The 19,817-nt window shown below is 65.4% G+C and carries 24 protein-coding genes; 12 read left to right on the plus strand and 12 right to left on the minus strand.

Going from position 1 to position 19,817, the window contains the following annotated elements; translation table 11 throughout:
• The first annotated feature begins 226 nt into the window (after positions 1-226).
• The 4 genes from ACRDU5_RS02605 to ACRDU5_RS02620 are packed head-to-tail and all read left to right on the plus strand — an operon-like array spanning position 227 to position 3,816.
• The gene (locus ACRDU5_RS02605; RefSeq protein WP_526612655.1) at positions 227-1,318 is read left to right on the plus strand and encodes an amidohydrolase family protein; all 1,092 of its coding nucleotides are present in this window, start codon (positions 227-229) and stop codon (positions 1,316-1,318) included.
• Positions 1,319-1,348: 30 nt separating this feature from the next.
• On the plus strand, positions 1,349-2,500 hold the full coding sequence (locus ACRDU5_RS02610) for an amidohydrolase family protein (protein ID WP_526612656.1): 1,152 nt from the start codon (positions 1,349-1,351) through the stop codon (positions 2,498-2,500).
• Positions 2,501-2,503: 3 nt separating this feature from the next.
• Positions 2,504-2,896, plus strand: a complete 393-nt coding sequence (locus tag ACRDU5_RS02615; RefSeq protein ID WP_526612657.1) for a Rieske (2Fe-2S) protein — start codon at positions 2,504-2,506, stop codon at positions 2,894-2,896.
• Positions 2,893-3,816, plus strand: coding sequence for an alpha/beta fold hydrolase (locus ACRDU5_RS02620; RefSeq protein WP_526612658.1), 924 nt, complete (start codon positions 2,893-2,895; stop codon positions 3,814-3,816). Before ACRDU5_RS02615 ends, ACRDU5_RS02620 begins: the two co-directional genes overlap by 4 nt.
• Positions 3,817-3,821: 5 nt before the next feature.
• On the opposite strand, the gene ACRDU5_RS02625 is transcribed toward ACRDU5_RS02620, so the two are convergent.
• Positions 3,822-4,295, minus strand: coding sequence for a hypothetical protein (locus ACRDU5_RS02625; protein ID WP_526612659.1), 474 nt, complete (start codon positions 4,293-4,295; stop codon positions 3,822-3,824).
• Positions 4,296-4,328: 33 nt separating this feature from the next.
• On the opposite strand from ACRDU5_RS02625, the gene ACRDU5_RS02630 reads away from it, so the two are divergent.
• Genes ACRDU5_RS02630 through ACRDU5_RS02665 form a run of 8 tightly spaced genes read left to right on the plus strand, consistent with a single transcriptional unit; the run spans position 4,329 to position 11,397 of the window.
• Positions 4,329-5,615, plus strand: coding sequence for an NADH-ubiquinone oxidoreductase-F iron-sulfur binding region domain-containing protein (locus tag ACRDU5_RS02630; protein ID WP_526612660.1), 1,287 nt, complete (start codon positions 4,329-4,331; stop codon positions 5,613-5,615).
• Positions 5,612-5,842, plus strand: a complete 231-nt coding sequence (locus ACRDU5_RS02635; protein ID WP_526612661.1) for a ferredoxin — start codon at positions 5,612-5,614, stop codon at positions 5,840-5,842. The genes ACRDU5_RS02630 and ACRDU5_RS02635 overlap by 4 nt, the downstream gene beginning before the upstream one ends.
• A 7-nt stretch (positions 5,843-5,849) precedes the next feature.
• On the plus strand, positions 5,850-7,508 hold the full coding sequence (locus ACRDU5_RS02640; RefSeq protein WP_526612678.1) for a thiolase C-terminal domain-containing protein: 1,659 nt from the start codon (positions 5,850-5,852) through the stop codon (positions 7,506-7,508).
• Positions 7,505-8,374: an alpha/beta hydrolase gene (locus ACRDU5_RS02645; RefSeq protein WP_526612662.1), complete on the plus strand. Its 870-nt coding sequence runs from the start codon at positions 7,505-7,507 to the stop codon at positions 8,372-8,374. The genes ACRDU5_RS02640 and ACRDU5_RS02645 overlap by 4 nt, the downstream gene beginning before the upstream one ends.
• The gene (locus tag ACRDU5_RS02650) at positions 8,374-9,192 is read left to right on the plus strand and encodes an NAD(P)-dependent oxidoreductase (protein WP_526612663.1); all 819 of its coding nucleotides are present in this window, start codon (positions 8,374-8,376) and stop codon (positions 9,190-9,192) included. Before ACRDU5_RS02645 ends, ACRDU5_RS02650 begins: the two co-directional genes overlap by 1 nt.
• Before the next feature lie 11 nt (positions 9,193-9,203).
• Positions 9,204-10,418, plus strand: coding sequence for a cytochrome P450 (locus ACRDU5_RS02655; protein WP_526612664.1), 1,215 nt, complete (start codon positions 9,204-9,206; stop codon positions 10,416-10,418).
• A complete protein-coding gene (locus tag ACRDU5_RS02660) occupies positions 10,415-10,615 on the plus strand; it encodes a ferredoxin (RefSeq protein WP_526612665.1) in 201 nt (66 codons plus the stop codon). Before ACRDU5_RS02655 ends, ACRDU5_RS02660 begins: the two co-directional genes overlap by 4 nt.
• 11 nt (positions 10,616-10,626) lie before the next feature.
• Positions 10,627-11,397 carry an alpha/beta fold hydrolase gene (locus ACRDU5_RS02665; protein ID WP_526612666.1) on the plus strand — a complete coding sequence of 257 codons (771 nt, stop codon included), beginning with the start codon at positions 10,627-10,629 and terminating at the stop codon, positions 11,395-11,397.
• A gap of 88 nt (positions 11,398-11,485) precedes the next feature.
• Here the strand turns inward: ACRDU5_RS02665 and ACRDU5_RS02670 are convergent, their stop codons facing one another.
• The 11 genes from ACRDU5_RS02670 to ACRDU5_RS02720 all read right to left on the minus strand — a co-directional run.
• Complete coding sequence (locus ACRDU5_RS02670; protein WP_526612667.1) at positions 11,486-11,782, minus strand: DUF1330 domain-containing protein; 297 nt, start codon at positions 11,780-11,782, stop codon at positions 11,486-11,488.
• Between the two features lie 17 nt (positions 11,783-11,799).
• Complete coding sequence (locus ACRDU5_RS02675; RefSeq protein ID WP_526612668.1) at positions 11,800-11,991, minus strand: ferredoxin; 192 nt, start codon at positions 11,989-11,991, stop codon at positions 11,800-11,802.
• Positions 11,988-13,283: a cytochrome P450 gene (locus ACRDU5_RS02680; RefSeq protein WP_526612669.1), complete on the minus strand. Its 1,296-nt coding sequence runs from the start codon at positions 13,281-13,283 to the stop codon at positions 11,988-11,990. The genes ACRDU5_RS02675 and ACRDU5_RS02680 overlap by 4 nt, the downstream gene beginning before the upstream one ends.
• A gap of 107 nt (positions 13,284-13,390) precedes the next feature.
• A complete protein-coding gene (locus ACRDU5_RS02685; protein WP_526612670.1) occupies positions 13,391-14,239 on the minus strand; it encodes a TauD/TfdA dioxygenase family protein in 849 nt (282 codons plus the stop codon).
• On the minus strand, positions 14,236-14,571 hold the full coding sequence (locus ACRDU5_RS02690; RefSeq protein WP_526612671.1) for a hypothetical protein: 336 nt from the start codon (positions 14,569-14,571) through the stop codon (positions 14,236-14,238). Before ACRDU5_RS02690 ends, ACRDU5_RS02685 begins: the two co-directional genes overlap by 4 nt.
• 1 nt (position 14,572) lies before the next feature.
• A complete protein-coding gene (locus tag ACRDU5_RS02695) occupies positions 14,573-15,832 on the minus strand; it encodes an aromatic ring-hydroxylating oxygenase subunit alpha (RefSeq protein WP_526612672.1) in 1,260 nt (419 codons plus the stop codon).
• Positions 15,833-15,850: 18 nt separating this feature from the next.
• Positions 15,851-16,594, minus strand: a complete 744-nt coding sequence (locus tag ACRDU5_RS02700) for an SDR family NAD(P)-dependent oxidoreductase (RefSeq protein WP_526612673.1) — start codon at positions 16,592-16,594, stop codon at positions 15,851-15,853.
• Positions 16,591-17,049, minus strand: coding sequence for a MarR family winged helix-turn-helix transcriptional regulator (locus tag ACRDU5_RS02705; protein ID WP_526612674.1), 459 nt, complete (start codon positions 17,047-17,049; stop codon positions 16,591-16,593). The genes ACRDU5_RS02700 and ACRDU5_RS02705 overlap by 4 nt, the downstream gene beginning before the upstream one ends.
• Positions 17,050-17,069: 20 nt before the next feature.
• Positions 17,070-18,311: a metal-dependent hydrolase family protein gene (locus ACRDU5_RS02710; RefSeq protein ID WP_526612675.1), complete on the minus strand. Its 1,242-nt coding sequence runs from the start codon at positions 18,309-18,311 to the stop codon at positions 17,070-17,072.
• Positions 18,308-18,637, minus strand: coding sequence for a hypothetical protein (locus ACRDU5_RS02715; protein ID WP_526612676.1), 330 nt, complete (start codon positions 18,635-18,637; stop codon positions 18,308-18,310). The genes ACRDU5_RS02710 and ACRDU5_RS02715 overlap by 4 nt, the downstream gene beginning before the upstream one ends.
• Positions 18,638-18,642: 5 nt before the next feature.
• Positions 18,643-19,817 (minus strand): aromatic ring-hydroxylating oxygenase subunit alpha (locus tag ACRDU5_RS02720; RefSeq protein WP_526612677.1); only part of this gene is annotated, 1,175 nt, incomplete at its 5' end.

Consider the following 19,817-nt stretch of genomic DNA (forward strand, 5'->3'; position numbering starts at 1 on the left):
TTGTAACCGTTCTCCGAATTCAACTAGTACGTTTCGGGTTGTCGCCACCGTGCAGTTGACCAGCACACACGCTCACCAGCGCGGATGTAAGCGATCTGCTGGAGAACAATATTCTTGCCATTGAAGAACTTCCCTTTACACTGGGGATAGGTGTGGCGCTCAGATGCGCCCTGATTGACGCGTGTGTGCCGACGGGTCGTCGGATAAAGCATCGGAGGCGACTTTCGTGATCGAACACGGCGACGGGACCAAGACCCCCGTCATCGACGCCAGCGTGCACGTCTTCTCGCAGTCCAACAAGGACCTCCGGAAGAACTTCATGCAGGAGCCGTACCGCAGTCGCGGGTTCCCCGATTACGAGATGGACTGGTACGGCGCGCCGGGAGGCGAGTACGCAGCGGGCACCGAGGGACCCGACGGCGGCTATCCCGGTTCCGATCCGTCGGTCGTCGGACGTCACTTGTTCGAAGAGCGGCGGGTGGATGTGGCGATTCTGCATCCGATGACTCGCGGCATCATGCCGGACCGGCATCTCGGCACAGCGATCGCGGCCGCACACAACCAGATGTTGGTGTCGCGTTGGCTTGACGACAGCACATATGGCGACCGGTTCCGCGGAACCATCCGGGTGAACCCCGACGACATCACCGGTGCGTTACGCGAGGTCCAGAGGTACAAGGATCACCCCCGGGTCGTCCAGATCGGCGTCCCACTTCAATCGCGCGAGGTCTTCGGCAAGCCGCAGTTCTGGCCGTTGTGGGAGGCGGCGGTCGACGCGAACCTGCCGGTGGCCGTGCATATAGAAGTGGGTGCGGGCATCTCATTCTCGCCCACGCCGTCGGGAACCACCCGGACCTACGAGCAGTACGTCAGCTTCATGGCGTTGAATTACCTGTATCACCTGATGAACATGATCGCCGAAGGGGTATTCGAAAGGATGCCCTCGCTGAAGTTCGTCTGGGCGGACGGTGCCGCCGACATGCTGACCCCAGTTATCTGGCGGATGGACTGCTTCGGGCGCCCGCACCTCGAACAGACGCCGTGGGCGCCGCGGATTCCGAGCGATTACCTGCCCGGACACGTCTATTTCGTGCAGGGCGCGATGGACGGACCGGGAGACACCGACTTCGCCGGCGAATGGTTCGGCTTCACCGGCAAGGAGGACATGGTGATGTTCGGCTCCAGCTATCCGCACTGGCAGTCCAACGAGCTGACGGTGCCGAGCGCCTTCACGCCCGAACAGCGAGACAAGCTGTGCTGGCGCAATGCCGCGCAGCTCTACGGGATAGACGCCTGCGCCGGTGTCGGCGCACAGTAATAGCAGAGGTTTCGATCAAGGGAGACCACGATGACTTCAACGGTCACGTCAACGACAGAGCGCAAGCCGGCGGCCGAGCGTATCGCTGTCCGGTGCGTCGACGCCGACGTCCATCCGGTGCCCCGCGGCGGCGAGCTGGTGCAGTACATCCCGGAGCCGTGGCGCAGCAAGTACTTCCTCACCCGCAAGGTGGGCGAGCAGATCTACTACGACGCTCCCGATTACGCGCATGCGTACGCGATGCGCGCCGACACCTTTCCCGCCGATGGCCAGTTCCCCGGCAGCGATCCGGATCTGGCGTTCAGACAGCTGATCATGGAGGCCGGCTCCGACATCGCGATTCTGGAGCCGGCCGCCTATCCGGCCCGCCTGCCCGAGCCGAACCACGCGTTGAGTTGCGCGCTGAACGACTGGCAGGCCAATCACTGGCTGGATAGCCATAACAATTGGCACGAGCGTTGGCGCGGCTCGATCTGCGTGGCGATCGAGGAGCCGGAGGCGGGCGCCCGCGAGATCGAGCGCTGGGCCGGGCACCCGTACATGGGTCAGATCCTGATCAAGGCCGAGCCGCGCCCGTCATGGGGCGACCGCAAGTACGACCCGGTCTGGGCAGCCGCCACCAAGCACGACATCACGGTGAGCTGCCACCTGTCCCGCAGCCACCACGAGGAGCTGCCCATTCCGCCGGTGGGATTCCCGAGCTACAACCACGACTTCATGGTCACCTACTCGCTGCTGGCGGCGAATCAGGTGATGAGCCTGATCTTCGACGGGGTCTTCGATCGGTTCCCAACCCTGCGGATCGTGCTGGTGGAGCACGCGTTCAGCTGGATCCTGCCGCTGATGTGGCGGATGGACGCCATCTACGAGGCGCGCAAGCCGTGGCTGGACATCAAGCGCAAGCCGTCGGAGTACGTCAAGGACCACATCAAGTTCACCACCCAGCCGCTGGACTACCCCGAGGACAAGACGGAGCTGACACGCGCGCTGGAGTGGATGGAGTGCGACAAGATCCTGCTGTTCTCGTCGGATTACCCGCACTGGACATTCGACGACCCCCGCTGGCTGGTCAAGCACCTGCCGGAGCACGCCCGCGAGGCTGTGATGTTCCGCAACGGCATTGCGACCTACCACCTTCCTGACACGGTCCCGGCCCTCGAGGGCCAAGTACGGGTGTTCTGACCAGTGCCAGAGGAGACCAAACCGCCCCGGCTGGCGCAGGGGCGTGAGCACGTCGTAGCCACCGTCGACGAAATCCCGCCGGGCACACACAAGTTGGTGCCGATCGGCCGGCACGGCGTCGGTGTGTACAACGTGAACGGAACGTTCTACGCGATCGCGAACTACTGCCCGCACGAAGGCGGACCGCTGTGTTCGGGTCGTCCCCGCGGGCGCACCATCGTCGACGAGAGCGTTCCCGGGGACGCGGTGATGGTGCGCGACTTGGAGTTCATCTACTGCCCGTGGCACCAGTGGGGTTTCGAGCTGGCGACCGGCTCCACCCCGGTCAAGCCGGAGTGGAGCATCCGCACCTATCCCGTCCGGGTGGTCGGCAACGACATCATGGTGATGGCGTGACTTCTCCTCCCAAGACGAGCCCCGAATCAGCGAGCCCGAAGTTGAAGCGGGGCGAGAAGACCGTCGAGATCAACGGCGGCAACGTCGTGTACGAGATTCTCGGCAAGACCGGGGACTTCATCGTCCTGACACCGGGTGGCCGATTCAGCAAGGACATCCCGGGCCTACGCCCGCTGGCGCAGGAACTGGTCAAGGGCGGGTACCGGGTACTGCTGTGGGACCGGCCCAACTGCGGGAAGTCCGACGTGGCGTTCTACGGCCAGAGCGAGTCCCATATGCGTGCCGAGACACTGCACAAGCTGATCACCGCGCTGGACGTCGGACCCTGCATCATCGCGGGCGGCTCCGGCGGGGCGCGGGACTCGATGCTCACCACCATGCTCTATCCCGAGATGGTCAAGAAGCTCGTGGTGTGGAACATCGTCGGCGGGGTGTACGGATCGTTCGTCCTGGGCTCCTACTACATCGTGCCGAGCATCCTCGCGGTCCGCGGCGCCGGGATGAAGGGCGTTGTCCACGTCGACGAGTGGAAGGAGCGTATTGAAGAAAATCCCGCCAACCGCGACCGGCTCCTCGCGCTGGACGCAGGCGAGTTCCTCAAGCTGATGCTGCGCTGGCTCAACGCTTTCGTGCCGAAGCCGGGCCAGACCATCCCCGGGGTCGAGGACGAGATGTTCGACAACATCAAGGTGCCCACACTGATCATCCGGGGCGGTGAGAACGATCTGGACCATCCCAAGCGCACCTCCCTGGAGGTGAGCTGCCTGATCAAGGGTTCTCAGCTGATCGACCCGCCGTGGCCGGAGGACGCCTGGGAGCGTGCGGGCGAGGCGCGGGCATCGGGCAAGGTCAAGCGCTTCAACATGTTCGACACCTGGGTGCAGGCCGCGCCCGCGATCCTGAAATTCCTGGACAAGTAATGCGGTCACACGGTTCGGATCTGCACTTCGCAGTTGAGCGACGCCTCGAGCGCGGTGTGAATCCGGCTCTCCGGAATGCGATCGAGGTCCGCCTTGCGGAGCGTCACATGCACGATGTCGAGACCGTCGTCTCCCGGCGAGCGGACGATTTCGCCGCTGATACCGAAGCCCGCCAGCACGCCATGGGCGTCGTCATCGGTCCCCCTGCTCACGTAGGTGACCACGCCTGGCGCAGGCGAAGTGCCGAACGCGTTCGCGCACAAGGTAACCGCGTCCCGCTTCAGCCGCTCGGCATCGCTGCCCGCCATCAGCATCTGCACTTCTCGGCGGCCAACCGGCATCGCGGCGATATTGTTCTCCAGCACGTCGATGCCGGCCGCATCGGCGAGTTCGCGGAGGGCCGTCATGCCGTCGGTTAACTGCTCCGGCGTGAGCCGGCCGGCGGGGTCCACCTGGACACGCACCACCGCGATTCTCATGCCCGCAACCCTATCCGCGGGCTGGACGATGCCATGACAGCCACAACGGATCTCGCCGTCGCGGTGTGGCCCGGCATCGAGCCGCGGCTACTGCGTCAGGGTGTCGAGGACTATGCCGACTACCGGGGTTCGGGCGGCTATCGACCGCTCGAGGACGTGGACCACCTGCTCGGCCAGGTCGACCTGTCCGGCGCGCTCGGCCGTGGCGGCGCGGCGTTTCCACTGGCGGTGAAGCTGAAAACGGTCCGCGACAACGGCCGTCGAGCCGGTGGCGCCGTGGTGGTCGCCGATGGCGAAGAGGGCGAACCGGCGTCGATCAAGGACCGGTGGCTGTTGCGGCACCGCCCGCATCTGGTGCTCGACGGTCTGCGGCTGGCGGCACGGATGCTTTCGTCCGAGCGCGCGCATGTCTATGTCTCCGATCCGAGTGCGGCCGAAGCCGTGCAGACCGCGCTCGCCGCCGTCGACTCGGAGGTGCTCGGCGGCCTTGTCGTCACGGTATTCACGGTCGAGGGGGGCTACGTCGCGGGCGAGGAGACGGCGGCGGTGCGGGCCCTCAATGGAGGTCCGGCCAAGCCGACGGACAAGCCGCCGCGCCCGTTCGAGGAAGGCATCGGCGGCCTGCCCACAATGGTCAGCAACGTCGAGACGCTTGCGCTCATCCCGTTCCTGCAACGACACGGCGCAGAGGCGTTCCGAGGCCAGGGAACGTCGACGTCGCCGGGGACGTTTCTGGCGACGATCACCGGCGCGGGCAGGCCCCCGGCGCTCTACGAGATTCCGCACGGCCTGGCATTTACTGAGCTTCTCGATTTCCACGGCGTGCCAGCCGATCAGGTGCGCGGCGTGCTGATGGGCGGCTACTTCGCCGGCCTGCTGAACCGCGACATCCTCGACGTCACGCTCGACCACGAGTCGCTGCGCCGCCTCGACAGTGGCCTCGGCTGCGGCGCGATCACGGTCCTCACCGAGGACTGCCCGGTGGCCGTCGCGGCGTCGGTCATGGCGTACTTCGATCGCGAGAACGCCAGCCAGTGCGGTTCGTGTTTCAACGGGACGGCGGCCATGTCGGCGGTCACCGAGGCACTTCGTGACGGGGTGGCCACCGATGAGGACCTGGCCCGATTGGAGCGTTGGTCGGTGGTGCTCCGTGGCCGTGGCGCGTGCGCGACGCTGGACGCGGCGACGAATGTGGCGGCCAGCCTGCTGGCCGCGTTCCCGCAAGTGGTCGATCGCCACCTGCAAAACGATTGTGATTCTTGCCGAGCCGGCGCGTTCAAAGCGGTGCGCCCGTACGAAGTCGAGGCGGTGACTGCATGAGGATCCGTCTCGATCGAACGATGTGTGACGGCTTCGGCGTCTGCGCAAAGCATGCGCCGGAGTACTTTTCGCTCGACGACTGGGGTTATGCCTCGCTGGTGGGAAACGGCACCATTCCCGAGGAAGACCATGACGCGGCCATGCGGGCGCTACTGGGCTGTCCGGTGCACGCGATCATCGAGATGAGCGAGACCCACGACGCCGCCGCGCGGGACACCAGGAGCTGAAGTGGACATTCCGCGCAGGCCACTGCCAGAGGTCACCGAGCAGAACGAGTTCTTCTGGACCGCAGGCGAAGACAATCAGCTGCGCATCCAGGAATGCCAGAGCTGCCGGGCGCTGATCCATCCCCCGGTGCCGGTGTGCCGGTACTGCCGCAGCCACGACATGGGTGTCCGCACCGTGTCGGGCGAAGGCACCCTGTCGGCCTTCACCGTCAACCACCGCTTCGGCTTTCCCGACCTCCCACCGCCGTACGTGGTCGCCCAGGTCGCGATCGCCGAGGACCCCCGAGTTCGGTTGACCACCAACATCGTCGAGTGCGAACCCGACGAGCTCGCGCTGGGTCAGACCGTCGAGGTGGTGTTCGAGAAGGCCGAGGACAAAGCCGGAGCCGTCTGGCTGCCGCTGTTCAAGCCCACGGCCGAGAAGAAGACTGGACCGCAAGCTCAAGACGAGATCGCGCCGCAAGACTTCGGCAAGCATGTTCGGCCGATGCTCACCAAGGAGAAGTTCGAAGACCGGGCGGCGATCACCGGGATAGGCATGTCCAAGATCGGCCGCCGGCAGATGGTCGCACCCCTCTCGCTGACCATCGACGCCTGCGAAGCCGCCGTTGCCGACGCGGGTCTGGAGTTCGACGACATCGACGGGCTGTCAACCTATCCGGGACTCGACATCGCAGGCATGGGCGAAGGCGGTGTCACCGCACTGGAGGGCGCGCTGGGCCTCCGCCCGACGTGGATCAACGGCGGCATGGACACCTTCGGTCCCGGCGGCTCGCTCATCGCGGCGGTGATGGCCATTGCCACCGGGATGGCCCGCCACGTGCTGTGCTTCCGCACCCTGTGGGAGGCGACGTTCCAGCAGCTGATGAAGGAGGGCAAGATGTCCCCGCCGGGGGGCGCCCGTACCTCAAGCTGGCAGATGCCGTTCGGCGCCACGTCGGCGGCACACGTTCTCGCCTTGAACGCGCAACGTCACTTCGCTCGGTACGGCACCACGAGGGAGACCCTCGGCTGGATCGCGTTGAACCAGCGCGCAAATGCGGCGCTGAACCCGACGGCCATCTACCGCTCTCCGATGACCATGGACGACTATTTGAATGCCCGGATGATCACCACACCCTTCGGGCTCTACGACTGCGACGTGCCGTGCGATGGCGCCATTGCGGTGATCGTCTCGGCCGTCGACGTCGCCCGCGACATGCCGAAGCAGCCCGTCCTCTTCGACGCGGTGGGCACCCAGATCATCGAGCGCACCGACTGGGATCAGACCACAATGACCCACGAGCCTCAGGTGCTGGGCCAATCCGCGCACGTGTGGACGCGAACGTCACTGCGCCCCAAGGACGTCGACGTCGCCGAGCTCTACGACGGCTTCTCGTTCAACTGCCTCTCCTGGCTGGAGGCGCTCGGTTTCTGCGGTATCGGCGAGGCCAAGGATTTTCTCGACGGCGGCAAGGCCATCGCCCGCGACGGCGTGATACCCCTGAACACTCATGGCGGTCAGCTCTCGCACGGCCGCACCCATGGCATGGGCCTGATCCACGAGGCGGTCACCCAGCTGCGCGGCGAGGGCGGCGAACGCCAGGTGGCCGATGCCCGCGTCGCCGTCGTGAGCAGCGGCGGCCTCACCCCGAGCGGCGTCCTGCTGCTGCGGACTGACACATGAGCCAACGCGATCCCCGTCCCAGGGTGGTGATGGTCGACGGCGTACCGATGTCGGCGCTGGTCGCATCCGCGCCGGACCCGAGGGCAGTTATCGTCGCGATCCACGGCGGTGCCACATCGTCGACGTATTTCGACTGCCCTGGCCACCCCCGACTGTCATTGTTGCGGTCGGCCACCGCCCAGGGCTTCACGGCGATCGCGCTGGACCGGCCGGGTTACGGCGCGTCGGCGCTCTATCACGACGACATGGCCGACCCCGGCAAGCGGGTGGCCTTCGCGTTCGGCGCCGTGCACAAGATACTCGGCGACGGTGCGCGCGGTGCAGGTCTTTTCCTCCTCGCGCACTCCGCGGGCTGTGAGCTCGCGCTCCGCATGGCGGTCGACGAGCGGGCAGCCGACGTGCTCGGCATCGAACTGGCGGGCACTGGTCTGCGCTACAGCCCGGAGGCGAAAGCCGTCATCAGCGAGGCCACCGCGACCGCCCGTCCGGCAGGTCTGCGGGATCTGCTGTGGCAGCCGACCGACCTCTATCCCCCGGAGGTGCTGGCCGGTGGCCTCTCGGCGCCGGGTGCGGCGTATGAATCCGACGTCACGGCGAACTGGCCGCGGCGCGACTTCCCCGACGTCGCAGCGCGCGTCGGTGTGCGCGTCGAGTTCAGCGCGGGCGATCATGAGCGGGTCTGGGAGTCGACACCGGAGGCGCTCACCGCCATCGCCGCGTTGTTCACCTCCTCGCCCCGCGTCGTGGTGAACGAAATGCCCGACAGCGGACACAATCTCAGCGTCGGCCTGAACGCCGACACCTACCACAAGAGGGTGCTGTCGTTCGTCGAGGAATGTGTCGCCGCGAGGGGCAGTGCCGGTTGATGCGCGTCGGATTCATCGGGCTAGGCAGCCAGGGCGGTCCCATGGCACGGCGGATCGTCGAAGCCGGCTACGAACTGACGCTGTGGGCGCGCAGGGAGGCCACGCTCGAGCCGTTCGCCGACACCGCCGCGAAGGCTGTTGGGTCGCCGGCCGAGTTGGCCGCCGCCAGCGACCTGGTCTGCCTGTGCGTGGTCGGCGACGATGACGTCAGAGACGTGCTCCAGGGTGACACCGGCGTCCTGGCCGGACTGGCTTCCGGCGGGACCGTCGCCATCCACAGCACTGTGCATCCCGACACCTGCCGCGAGGTCGCAGAATCGGCTGCCGGACAAGGCGTTTCGGTGATCGACGCACCGGTGAGCGGCGGGGGTCCCGCCGTGCAGCAAGGGCGTCTGCTGGTGATGGCCGGCGGGGAGGAGGAGGTGGTGGAGCGCTGCCGTCCGGTATTCGCGACGTATGCCGACCCGATCGTCCACCTCGGTCCGCTGGGCAGCGGCCAGGTCACCAAGATCCTGAACAATCTGCTGTTCACCGCCAACCTCGGCGCCGCGATCAGCACCCTGGAATTAGCCCAATCCCTCGGCATCCCCCGCGACCGGCTCTGCGAGGTGCTCGCCGGCGGCTCCGCCAACAGCAAGGCGCTCGGCAGCATCGCGACCTTCGGGGGCAGCGTGGAGGCGCTCGCGTCGATCGCCGGCGCATTGCTGCAAAAGGACGTCCGGCACGCCGCGAGCCTCGCCGATAACGCGGCGGCGCCGCAGGGCGCGGTGTTCGACGCGGCCGACGCGGCGTTGAACTTGATGGAGCACCCGCGATGAGGAGGATGTAAATGACCAAGGCGAAACTCGTTTTCGACCCGTTTTCCGAAGACTTCTTCAATGGGGCCTACGAGACGTATCGCCGGATGCGTGAGGAAGCGCCCGTTTACTACAGCGAGGAGCACGACTTCTACGCGCTGACCCGGCACGAAGACGTCGCGCCGGCCTTCAAGGACTTCGACACATATTCGTCGGCGTACGGCGTCGACCTTCCGTCGGTGAGGACCGGGACGTTACCGACCGAAACGGGGCCGAGAATGATCATCTTCATGGACCCCCCGGCGCATCGAAATATGCGCAGCCTGCTCAACAAGGTCTTCACCCCGCGAGCGATTCAGGCGCAGAAGGAGATGGCCACCCAGAAGATCGAGAAATATCTCGGCCAGGTAAACCCGGACGGTTTCGACGCCGTACAGGAGTTCACCGGGCCATTCCCCGTCGAGGTGATCACCACCATGCTGGGCGTGCCTGAGGAGCACGCGCAGCGGATCCGACACTGGGTCGACGAGTCGCTCTATAAAGAGGTCGGCCAGGTCGAAATGTCGGAAAAAGCCATGCAGGCCAGCATGGAGCAGGGCATGTTCTATTACGACTTTGTGGCGAAGCGGCGTGCGGATCCGCAGGACGATCTATTCAGCCAACTCGTCGCCGCTGAGATCGAGCGCGAGGATGGCGGAAAAGAGAGGCTTGACGATCTCGAAATCGCTGCTTTTGCAACGCTGCTCGGTGCAGCAGGTGCTGAGACAGTGACCAAGCTGGTCGGCAACGCGGTGTACATGTTCGCCAAGAACCCCGACCAATGGCAGAAGCTGCTCGACGACCGCAGCAAGATCCCGGCAGCCGTCGAGGAACTGCTGCGCTATGAAGCACCGGCTCAGTACAACGTGCGCCGTTCCATGAAGGATGTGCACCTGCACGGAACCACGATTCCTGAGGGCAAGCCCGTCTTCCTGATCGGCGGTTCGGCCAACCGCGACCACCTGGCATGGACCGATGCCGACAAATTCGACATCGATCGCGACCGCGGCGAAGCGCAGAACCTCGGCTTCGGCTACGGCATTCACAGCTGCCTCGGCGCGGCCCTGGCCCGCATGGAAAGTGCGATCGCACTGGACAAACTGCTCGACTTCATGCCGGGCTACGAAGTCGACTTCGATGGCTGCAAACGCGTTCAGATGCAGAATGTGGTCGGCTGGAAGAACGTCCCGGTGAAGGTGCTGCGATGACAAAGAAGGTGGAAGTCGACTTCGGGTTGTGTGAGAGCAACGGCGTCTGCATGGGGATCATCCCGGAGGTGTTCGACCTCGACGACGAGGATTACCTGCACATCCTGCAGGATGACGTGACGCCGGAGAACGAGCAGCAGATCCGCGAAGCGGTGCGCCAGTGTCCGCGGCAGGCCATCTCCATTCGCGAAGAGTGAGACGCATCTAGATGCGATTCGTCTTCGTACACGGCGGTTTTCACGCCGGGTGGTGCTGGGACTTCACGGTTGCGGAGCTGCAACGGCTGGGGCATCAGGGCATCGCCGTCGACCTTCCCGGACACGGAGCTCGGGTCGACGAGGAGTCGACACTCGCCAATCGTCGGGATGCGATCGTCTCCGCGCTGCAGCCCGGCGGCCAGACAAAGAACGTGCTCGTCGGGCATTCCGGCGGCGGGTTCGATGCCACGCTCGCCGCCGACGCCGCCCCCGAGCTGATCAGCCACATCATTTACCTGGCCGCCGCGCTGCCGCGGGAAGGACGCACCTATCCGGAGGCGATGGCGATGCGCGACTCCGAAGACGGCGATTTCGATGGCGACGTCGGAGAGATGTTGCGGTACCTGCATTTCGACGATGACGGTGCGATGACGTTCGCCGACTTCGAGGGCGCGTGGAAGTACTTCTACCACGACTGCGATGAGGCAACCGCCCGCTGGGCGTTCGAGCGGCTGGGACCGGAGCGGTTCGGCGACACCACGGTCACGCCGGTGTCTATCCCGCGGTTCTGGGCGGCCGACCTGCCCCGCAGCTTCATCCTGTGCCTGCAGGATCGGGCGATGCCGCGCTGGCTGGCCGATACGGTCGCGCGCCGTCTCGGTGTGGAGCAGTTGACGATCGACACGTCACACTCGCCGTTCCTCAGCCGCCCGCGGGAACTCGCCGAGTTGCTGGTGCGCGCCACCACCACCAAGCCGACCGGCCCGCTCATCCCCCACTGACTACCCCGCGAAATGGGATTCCCGGCTGCAAACCTCCTCAATCGACGACCGGGAATCCCGTTTCGGCGCAAGTGTGTGGTCAGTACAACTAACCGAGGCCGGAGAGGATGGCTCCGTTGCAGTCGGCGGCGGCCTGCCGGAGCTTGACCGCTTTTTGGTAGTCCTCCGACTCGTACCAGGCGCGGGCCGCTTCCACCGACTCGAACTCCAGCAGCACGGTCTGGCTGCCGTGCCACTCTCCCTCAAGCACCTGGGGCGACTGGTCGAACGACAGCAGCGTCGCACCCGCCATCGCCTTCCCGGCCAGTTTGGCGTACTCGCCCATCCCGGCGGGATCCTTGACGTCCTCGGTGATGACTATGTACCCCTTAGGTCCTGCAGTCACTCGAAACTCCTTGGTTTTCAGTCGGTTTCGCTAATGGCTTGTTCGGGACAGTTCTCGATGGCGTCCTGGGCGGCAGCTTCCAGACCGTCCGGCACCTCCTCGGGATCGGCGACCGCATAGCCGTCGTTGGTCATGTTGAACACCTCCGGACACAGCGTCAGGCACATGCCGTGGCCGCGGCAGCGGTCCTCGTCGACCGTGACCTTCACGAGCCCTCCTCGGCGAGGTCGAACTCGACGTGCAGTTCGGTGAGCCCGCGCAGGATATAGGTCGGAATGTATTGGTAGCGACGGTTATCGGCGGGCCCGTGCTTGGCTTCACTGATCCTGATGTCGGTGGTTCGGTCCAGCAGGCGTTCGAGCCCGACCCGGGTTTCGGCCCGGGCCAGCGGTGCCCCCGGGCAACTGTGAATGCCCCGGCCGAAAGACAGGTGCTGACGGGCGTTCTTGCGTTGAGGATCGAAGGTGTCCGGGTCTTCGAACCGGCGCGGGTCCCGGTTGGCTGCGCCGTTCAGCACCATCAATGTCGTCCCGGCCGCGATGCCCGTCTCACCGACGGTCGTCGGGACCCGCGACAGCCGGAAGTCACCCTTGACCGGGCTCTCGATGCGCAGCGCCTCCTCGATGAAGTTCGGCAGCAGGCTTCGGTCCTCTCGCAACTGCTGCTGGATGTCCGGCCGGTCCCCGATCACCTTCAGCGCCGTGCTGAGCAGTCGCACCGTCGTCTCCTGGCCGGCGGAGAACACATTGGTCCCGACCCGCACCACGTCGCCGACTTCGGGCAGAGACCCGTCGGGGAAAGTCGCGGTCGCCAGGCCGGTGAGCACGTCATCGCGAGGTTCGCGGCGTCGGTCCTCCACGTAGGTCGCGAAGACCTCGTAGAGATACTCCAACGGGGTCTTGGTCAACGTCTTCTCGGCGTTGCCGAGGCCGCCGCCGTGGGTGCCGCGGGCGAGCCGCTCGAGAAGCTCGTCCCGGTCCTCATCGGGCACACCGAGCAGGTCGGCGATGACCCGCAACGTGAACGGGCCCGCGAAACCCGTGATGAACTCACCCTCACCCGGCGCCAGGAAGTCATCGAGGATGTCGTCGGCGAGCTGCCACATCGCGTCCTCGTTCTCCTTGAGACGCTTCGGCGTGATCAGCCGCATCAGCAGGGCACGGTGATTGGTATGAGTGGGCGGGTCGAGCGTCGGCAACTGGTCGCTGAACGGAATCTCGTCGCGGTGCTTCTCGATCAGCTCGGTGACAACTGCGCCATCTAGATCCTCCAAGGGTACGGGGAATCCCGGAAACGGGCCGGTCACCGAGATGCACGACGAGAACGTCTCGGCGTCGTTGTACACGTCGACGGCTTCCTGCCAGCCGGTGACCATCGCCACGCCGTAGTGGTCCTCCCGCTCGACGGGGCACTTGCTGCGAAGAGCCTGGTAGATCGGGTACGGGTCGTCGACCAGCCGCTCGTCCCGGAAATAGTCGATTCCGGTGAGGTCGTTGTCCATGCGCCTCTCCCATCAGCGATCTCGATCTGCGAGAACGTGACTCTCATCTTTGAGTATTACATTTCCATAGCGGCAGTCCGGCGTCAACGACCGAGGTCAGCGGGCGGCTACTGGATCGGCTCGTCGCCGAGCACCGTCGTGCGCAGCATCTCCCGCGGCGAGCTCGGGTCGTACGGCGCCGCGCGGTGCAGGACACCGCGGTTGTCCCAGACGACGGTGTCGCCGACCGCCCACGTGTGGCTGTACACCTTGTCGGGCCCGGTTGCCCGGTCAAGCAGCTCCGCCAGCAGCGCCCTGCCCTCGTCGTTATCCATCCCGGCGATGTAATCGGCCGACGCACCGAGCACAAGTGACCTGCGGCCGCTGCGGTGCGTCCACACCAATGGATGCTCGTGCGTGCGGCGAGCCCGCCACCTTGCCAGGACTTCCGGCGAGGGATCCGGGGTGACCCGGCGCTGGGAGGCCTCCAACGAGTGCACGACCCGCAACGACCCGTACCGCTTCTTTTCGTCGTCGCTCAACACGTCATAGGCCGCATAGGAGCTCGCGAACTCGGTCTCCCCGCCCCGGTCGGCGACCTGGACGGCCGACAACACGGTGGCCATCTGAGGAAACGTGTCTTCGATCGGGGTGCAGCCGTCGATGTGCCAGTCGAACGTAGCGCGCAGGTACTCCGCAGAGGAGTTCTTTGACTTGTCGAGGGTGATCGGGTAGATGCCCGCGACCGGATGATGCCCGTCGGAGGTGTGGTCGACCTCGCCCAGCCGCCGGCAGAACGCCACCTGCGCGTGCGGGTCGAGGTCGAGCCCTGAAAACACCAGCACGCCATAGTCTTCCAGCGCCTCGAGCACCGCTTTGCCCAAAAGATCATCGGCAGCGAGCCGGTCGGGGTCGATGCCGACCACCTCGGCGCCGACCGATTCGGTCAGCTTGTTGACTGTGAGCGTGCGCGTCACGGAACCGGCTGCCCAACGCGGTCGATAACGGCATCGGCGGAATCGGTGGGCTTATGTTGGCCGAAGATCTCGATGGCCATCGAAACCATAATCATCGAGTAGATGAGCTGCAGCAGATTTAGGGCATCGTCGGGCATGTCATCGAGGGGGAACTTGTCGCAGTAATCGATCGCTTCTTCCAGCCGCGGCGAGAACGCGTCGTAGAACTCCCGCATCACCAACATGGGGGTGGCCATGCGCATGTCCCAGCGTTCGGCTTCGGTTGCCAGGCACCACTTTTCCGCGTACGGCTCAAGCTCGGCGAACGCGCTGGGGAGTCGGGTCTCGGCCACGTCACACCCCCGCGGGAACGCGCTGTGCCTGGTACTCGTCGACCCAGTCGACGACCACTTTGTGCAAATGCCGGACCAGGATCTCCTGGTCGTTGAGTGGGAACTCGTCGACGATGCCGGTCTCGAGTGCGGCCTGCGTGCCGCCGAGCATGCCGGCGTCCTGCAGCGCGAACTCCTTGAGCACCACCGCTGCCACCTCATGTTCGATGCGCTCGCGCACGCTGCGTGCGGGATGAAACGCCGTGTACGCCTCGAACTTGTGGGTGTTGTGCGACGTCGGCCAGTACCGGTAGAGCAGGTACCAGCCGCCGTAGATGAGGATCTCCAGGTTCGGGAAGATCTGAAAGTTGCTGATCCCCCACGACTCGATGCCACCCGGGTTGAGCCCGGCGGGTAGATGGGTGTCCGGCGTGCGCCACGGACCGACCAAGCCGCTACGCGTCACCCGTTCGATCGGATACATGTACTCGGGAGCCATCAGCCAACGGCGAGTGCCGGCCGTGGACACCACGCGATGAGGGCCGTCGATCTGGAAGTGTGCGCATTGGAATGCTGCGTTGGGCTGTCGAACCGCCGATGGCACTTGCTGCGGATGCAGCGACGGGACGTGGTAGTACTCCTGGAAGGCGTCGGCGAAGATCTTCCAATTGCTGTTGTTGTGGGCGACGAAATCGTAGCGCTCGGTGAGTTGTTCGAACGGGTAGTCGTCCAGCCCGGTGATCATCGGACCGAGGAACTCGCGCAGGCTCTGGCGAGGCTCTGCATCGAAATTGATGAAGATGAACCCGTTCCACACGTCGCAGTGCACCGGGCTCAGCCCGTACTGGTTGCTGTCGAGGTCGAAGAACTCGCCGGGCTGCTGCACGAAGGTCAGCGCGCCCTCGAGATCGTAGCGCCAGCCATGGTACTTACAGGTGAACTGGCGGCAGCTGCCGTTGACCTCTTCGTTGGGAAAGTCATTCCACACCAGCTTGTTTCCGCGATGGCGGCAGATGTTGTAGAAGGCGCGGATCTTCTGGTCTTTGTCCTTCACCACGATCACCGAGGTCTTGGCGACGTCGACCTCCTTGGTGAAGTAGCTGCCGACGCGGGGCAGTTCCTCCACCCGGCCGACGTTGAGCCATGCGCGTTTGAAGACCGCCTCGCGCTCGATTTCGTAGAACTCGGGTGACGTCGAGTCGCGGAACGATACCGGGCCGGTGCCGAGCGCCGGGTAGTGTTCGGTCCAGCTTCCCTCCGCCGGCTTAGGCCACTGTCCCATGCCAACCTCCTTGTTGTGTCACAGCACTTGCCCGCCGTTGACGCCCAGGACTTGACCCGTGATGAAACCGGCTTGCTCCGAACAGAGGAATCCGACCGCGGCGGCGATGTCATCGCCGGTACCCAGGTGACCGATCGGAATGCTCGCGGCCATCTGCTCATTGGAGGGCAGTAACCCGGCGGCCTGCGACTGGTGCTGCATCGGCGTCTCGATGCCCGAGGGCGGAACGTTGTTCACCGTGATGCCCACCGGACCGTATTCACGGGCAAGCGATTTGGTCAACGACAACAGTGCGCCCTTGGATGCGGCATAGTGCGCCATCTTGGGCGAGCCGCGTTGGGCGCTCGACGACGAGATCATCACGATGCGTCCCCATTCCGCGGCCACCATGTCCGGCACTGCGGCCTGACAGCAATGGAAGGTACCGGTCAGGTTCACCGCGATCAGGCGGTCCCAGGCCTCAGCAGTGATGTCGGTGAACGGCGCGAAATCCACCAGGCCCGCGCTGGTGACCAGGATGTGCACCGGCCCGAGCTCGGAACGTACCTTGGCGAACGCCTCCTCGACGGCCTGGCGGTCGCTGACATCGGCCGCGACGGCAAGCGCCGTCACGTCTTCGGCGCGTAACTCTTCCGAAACCCGTTGTGCCGCTTGGCCATCGATGTCCAGCACCGCCACCTTGTGCCCGCGCCTGCCCAGTTCGTGGCAGGTCGCTTCACCCATGCCGGACGCGCCGCCGGTGACCACCGCCACGCGGGTCATGCGCCGGGACCGATGTGATCGGTGTACAGCTCGTGGCCGGTGCCCTGTTCGATCACGCGACCGAGCAGTTCACGGAGCGTTTTCTGCTCGGCGCTACTGAGCACGCCGAAAACCTTGGCATGCGCGGCGATCGCGTCGCTGACAACGGCTTCGGCCACCTTGCGCCCCGCCTCGGTCAGGAAGGCCTGGAGTATCCGGCCGTGTTGTGGATCCTGTTTGCGCTGCACCAGCCCGCGACGCTCGAGCTCCTTCAGGGCCAGTTGCACGCCCTGCGGGCTGATGAGCAGCCGACGGGCCAGGTCGGCCCCGGACAGTCCGGGCTCGGTGGCCAGTTGCCGCAGCATCCCGATCTGCGCCGTGCTGACGCCGTGCTCGCTCACCGCGTCATTCACCGTCGTCAACGAGAAGTACCACGCCTGCTTGAGCAGCCACAGAATGTTGTCCGTTTGTTCCACGCTCGCTCCTTGCTGAAATGTCAGCGCTTGTACACCACGCCGTTTTTCATCACGAACCGCACGTCGAGTGTGGTGGCGATGTCGCGCGACGGATCTCCGGGCACGGCGACGATGTCGGCGAGGTAGCCCGGGGCGAGGCGGCCGAGCTCGTCGTCGGCCGCGATGAGTTCCGCGCTGGTGATCGTCGCGGCCCGGATCGCCGCCATCGGCGTCATGCCCCGATCCACCAGCGCGCACAGTTCTTTGGCGTTCTGACCGTGCGGGATTGCCGGGGCGTCGGTTCCGCACGCGATCCGCACCCCCGCGGCGATCGCCTTCGGCAGCATCGCCTGCGCCCGCGGAAACACCTCTTCGGCCTTCTTGCGCAATTCGGGGGCGATCCGGTCGACGGCCATTGCTTCGGTGAGATAAGTGGTCGACACCAGGAACGTGTCGTGATCGACCATCATCTGAATGGTCTCGTCGGAGGCGAGGAAGCCGTGTTCGATGCAGTCGATGCCGGCCCGGATGCATGCGCGGATGGCGCCATCCCCGATGGCGTGCGCTGCGACACGCACTCCGGCCCGGTGCGCCTCGTCGGCGATCGCGGCGAACTCGTCGTCGGAGTACTGCTGCGCGCCGGGGGCGGTGCTGTGCGACATCACGCCGCCGGACGCGGACACCTTGATCAGCTTGGCGCCGTGGCGAATCTGGTAGCGCACGCACGCGCGCACATCGTCGACGCCGTTGGCGATGCCCTCCGCGACGGAGAGCGGCATGATGCCCGGCGCGAGTCGTTGGAACACGGTGGGGTCGAGGTGGCCGCCGTATGGGGTGACAGCATGCCCGGCCGGAAAGATTCGGGGCCCGACGTGCCAGCCCTGATCGATTGCGCGCTGCAGTGCGACGTCGAGCAGATAGCCACCGGTCTTCACCATCAGCCCGAGGTTGCGCACGGTCGTGAAGCCAGCCTCGAGTGTGGTCCGCGCGTTCACCGCGCCGCGCAGCGTGCGATAGGCGGGGTCGTCCTGCACGCCGTGCATGGGATTGGGCAGGCCTTCAGGACCGCCAGGCCCTCCGATCAGCAGGTTGAGCTCCATGTCCATCAGGCCCGGCAACAGCGTCACATCGCCAAGATCGATGTCGGTCGAATCAGCGGGCAGCTCAGCCGGATTCACCGCAGCGATGCGGTCGCCGTCGACGACCACCACGGCGGGCGAGCACACCTCGCCCGCATCGACATCGGCCCAGCGCTCGGCGCGCAGGACGGTCAGATCGGTCACGGCACGGGTTCGGACAGGCAATCCAGCGCCGCGGCACCGGAATCGGGGACCCGCGGTTGCTTCCAGCACTCGACGGGGAACGACACCATGATCATCGAGTAGACCAGGTGCATCAGATTGAGCACGTCCTCCGGCAGGTCGTCGAGCGGAAACTTGTCGCAGAAGGCGATCGCCTCCTCCGCCCGCGGCGCGATGGCGTCGTAGAAGGCCTGCATCTCGGCCATCGGAGTGGCCAGGCGCTTGGCGTAGCGCTCCGGTTCGGTCGGCAGGCACCACTCCGAGAACCGTTTCAGATCGGCGAATTCAGCCGGCAGCATGGCGGTCATCGCACTCACACCCCCGCCGTCTTGCGCTGGTAATCGTCCACCCATGCGGCGGTCTCCTGGTGCAGATGACGAATGAGCACCTCCTGGTCGCAAAGCAAGAACTTGTCGACGACCTGGGATTCGACCATCGTCTGGGTGGCCTCCAACGTGTTGGCGTCCTGCAGCCCGTACTCCTTGAACGACACCGCCGCCAGTTCCTGCGCGATGCGCTCCCGCGGCGTGCGCGGCTGCGGGAAGTACAGCGTCCCTTCGAAGATGTGCGAGTTATGCGAGGTCGGCCAGTAGTGGTAGGTCAAGTACCAGCCCTGACCCCACACCAGGATGACGAAGTTCGGGAACAGCTGGAAGGAATCGAGGCCCCACGGATCGCATTTCGCCGGATTGAGGCCCGCGGGCATCTCCCCCAAGTCCGGCTTGTCCCACGGCCCGAACAGACCACTCTGGCAGATGTCCTCCATCGGCTTGCGCATCTCGGGGTCCATCTCCCACGCGCGCACACCCGATGTGCTCACCAGCCGATGTGGCCCGTCGATGCGGTAGTGCGGTGCCTCGAAACCGGCTTCTGCGGCGGCCTTCGAATACTTCGACGGCGACTGGTTCGCGTGCAGCACCGGAGCGTGGTAGAACTCCTGGAACGCGTCCATGTAGAGCTTCCAGTTGGCCTTCACCTCTGAGCGGTAGTACCACCGCGAGGTCATCTGATCGAACGGATAACCCTCCAGGCCCGTGATCATCGGGCCGAGGAAGTCTCGAAGCGTCTGCTCGGGTGCTTCGGTGTTGCCGGCGAGGTTGACGAAGATGAACCCCTCCCAGACGTCGCAGTGCACGCTCACCAGGCCGTAGCGGCTCTTGTCCAGGTCGAAGAACTCTTCCTCCTGCTGCACGAAGGTCAGATTGCCGTCGAGGTCGTAGCGCCAGGCGTGGTATTTGCAGGTGAACTGGCGACAGACGCCGCTGGTCTCCTCCAGCGGCATGTCGTTCCACCCCAGCTTGTTGCCGCGGTGCCGGCAGATGTTGTGGAAGGCTCGCACGTCGTCCGCCGACGCCCGCACGATGACGATCGACGTGCCGGCGACATCAAGCTCCTTCGTGAAGTAGCTCCCGACCTTCGGGAGCTGCTCGATCCGCCCGACATTCAGCCACGTCCTTCGGAAGATCGCCTCGCGCTCGAGTTCGTAGA

The organism is Mycobacterium sp. (genome assembly GCF_050701515.1).
Classification (GTDB): domain Bacteria; phylum Actinomycetota; class Actinomycetes; order Mycobacteriales; family Mycobacteriaceae; genus Mycobacterium.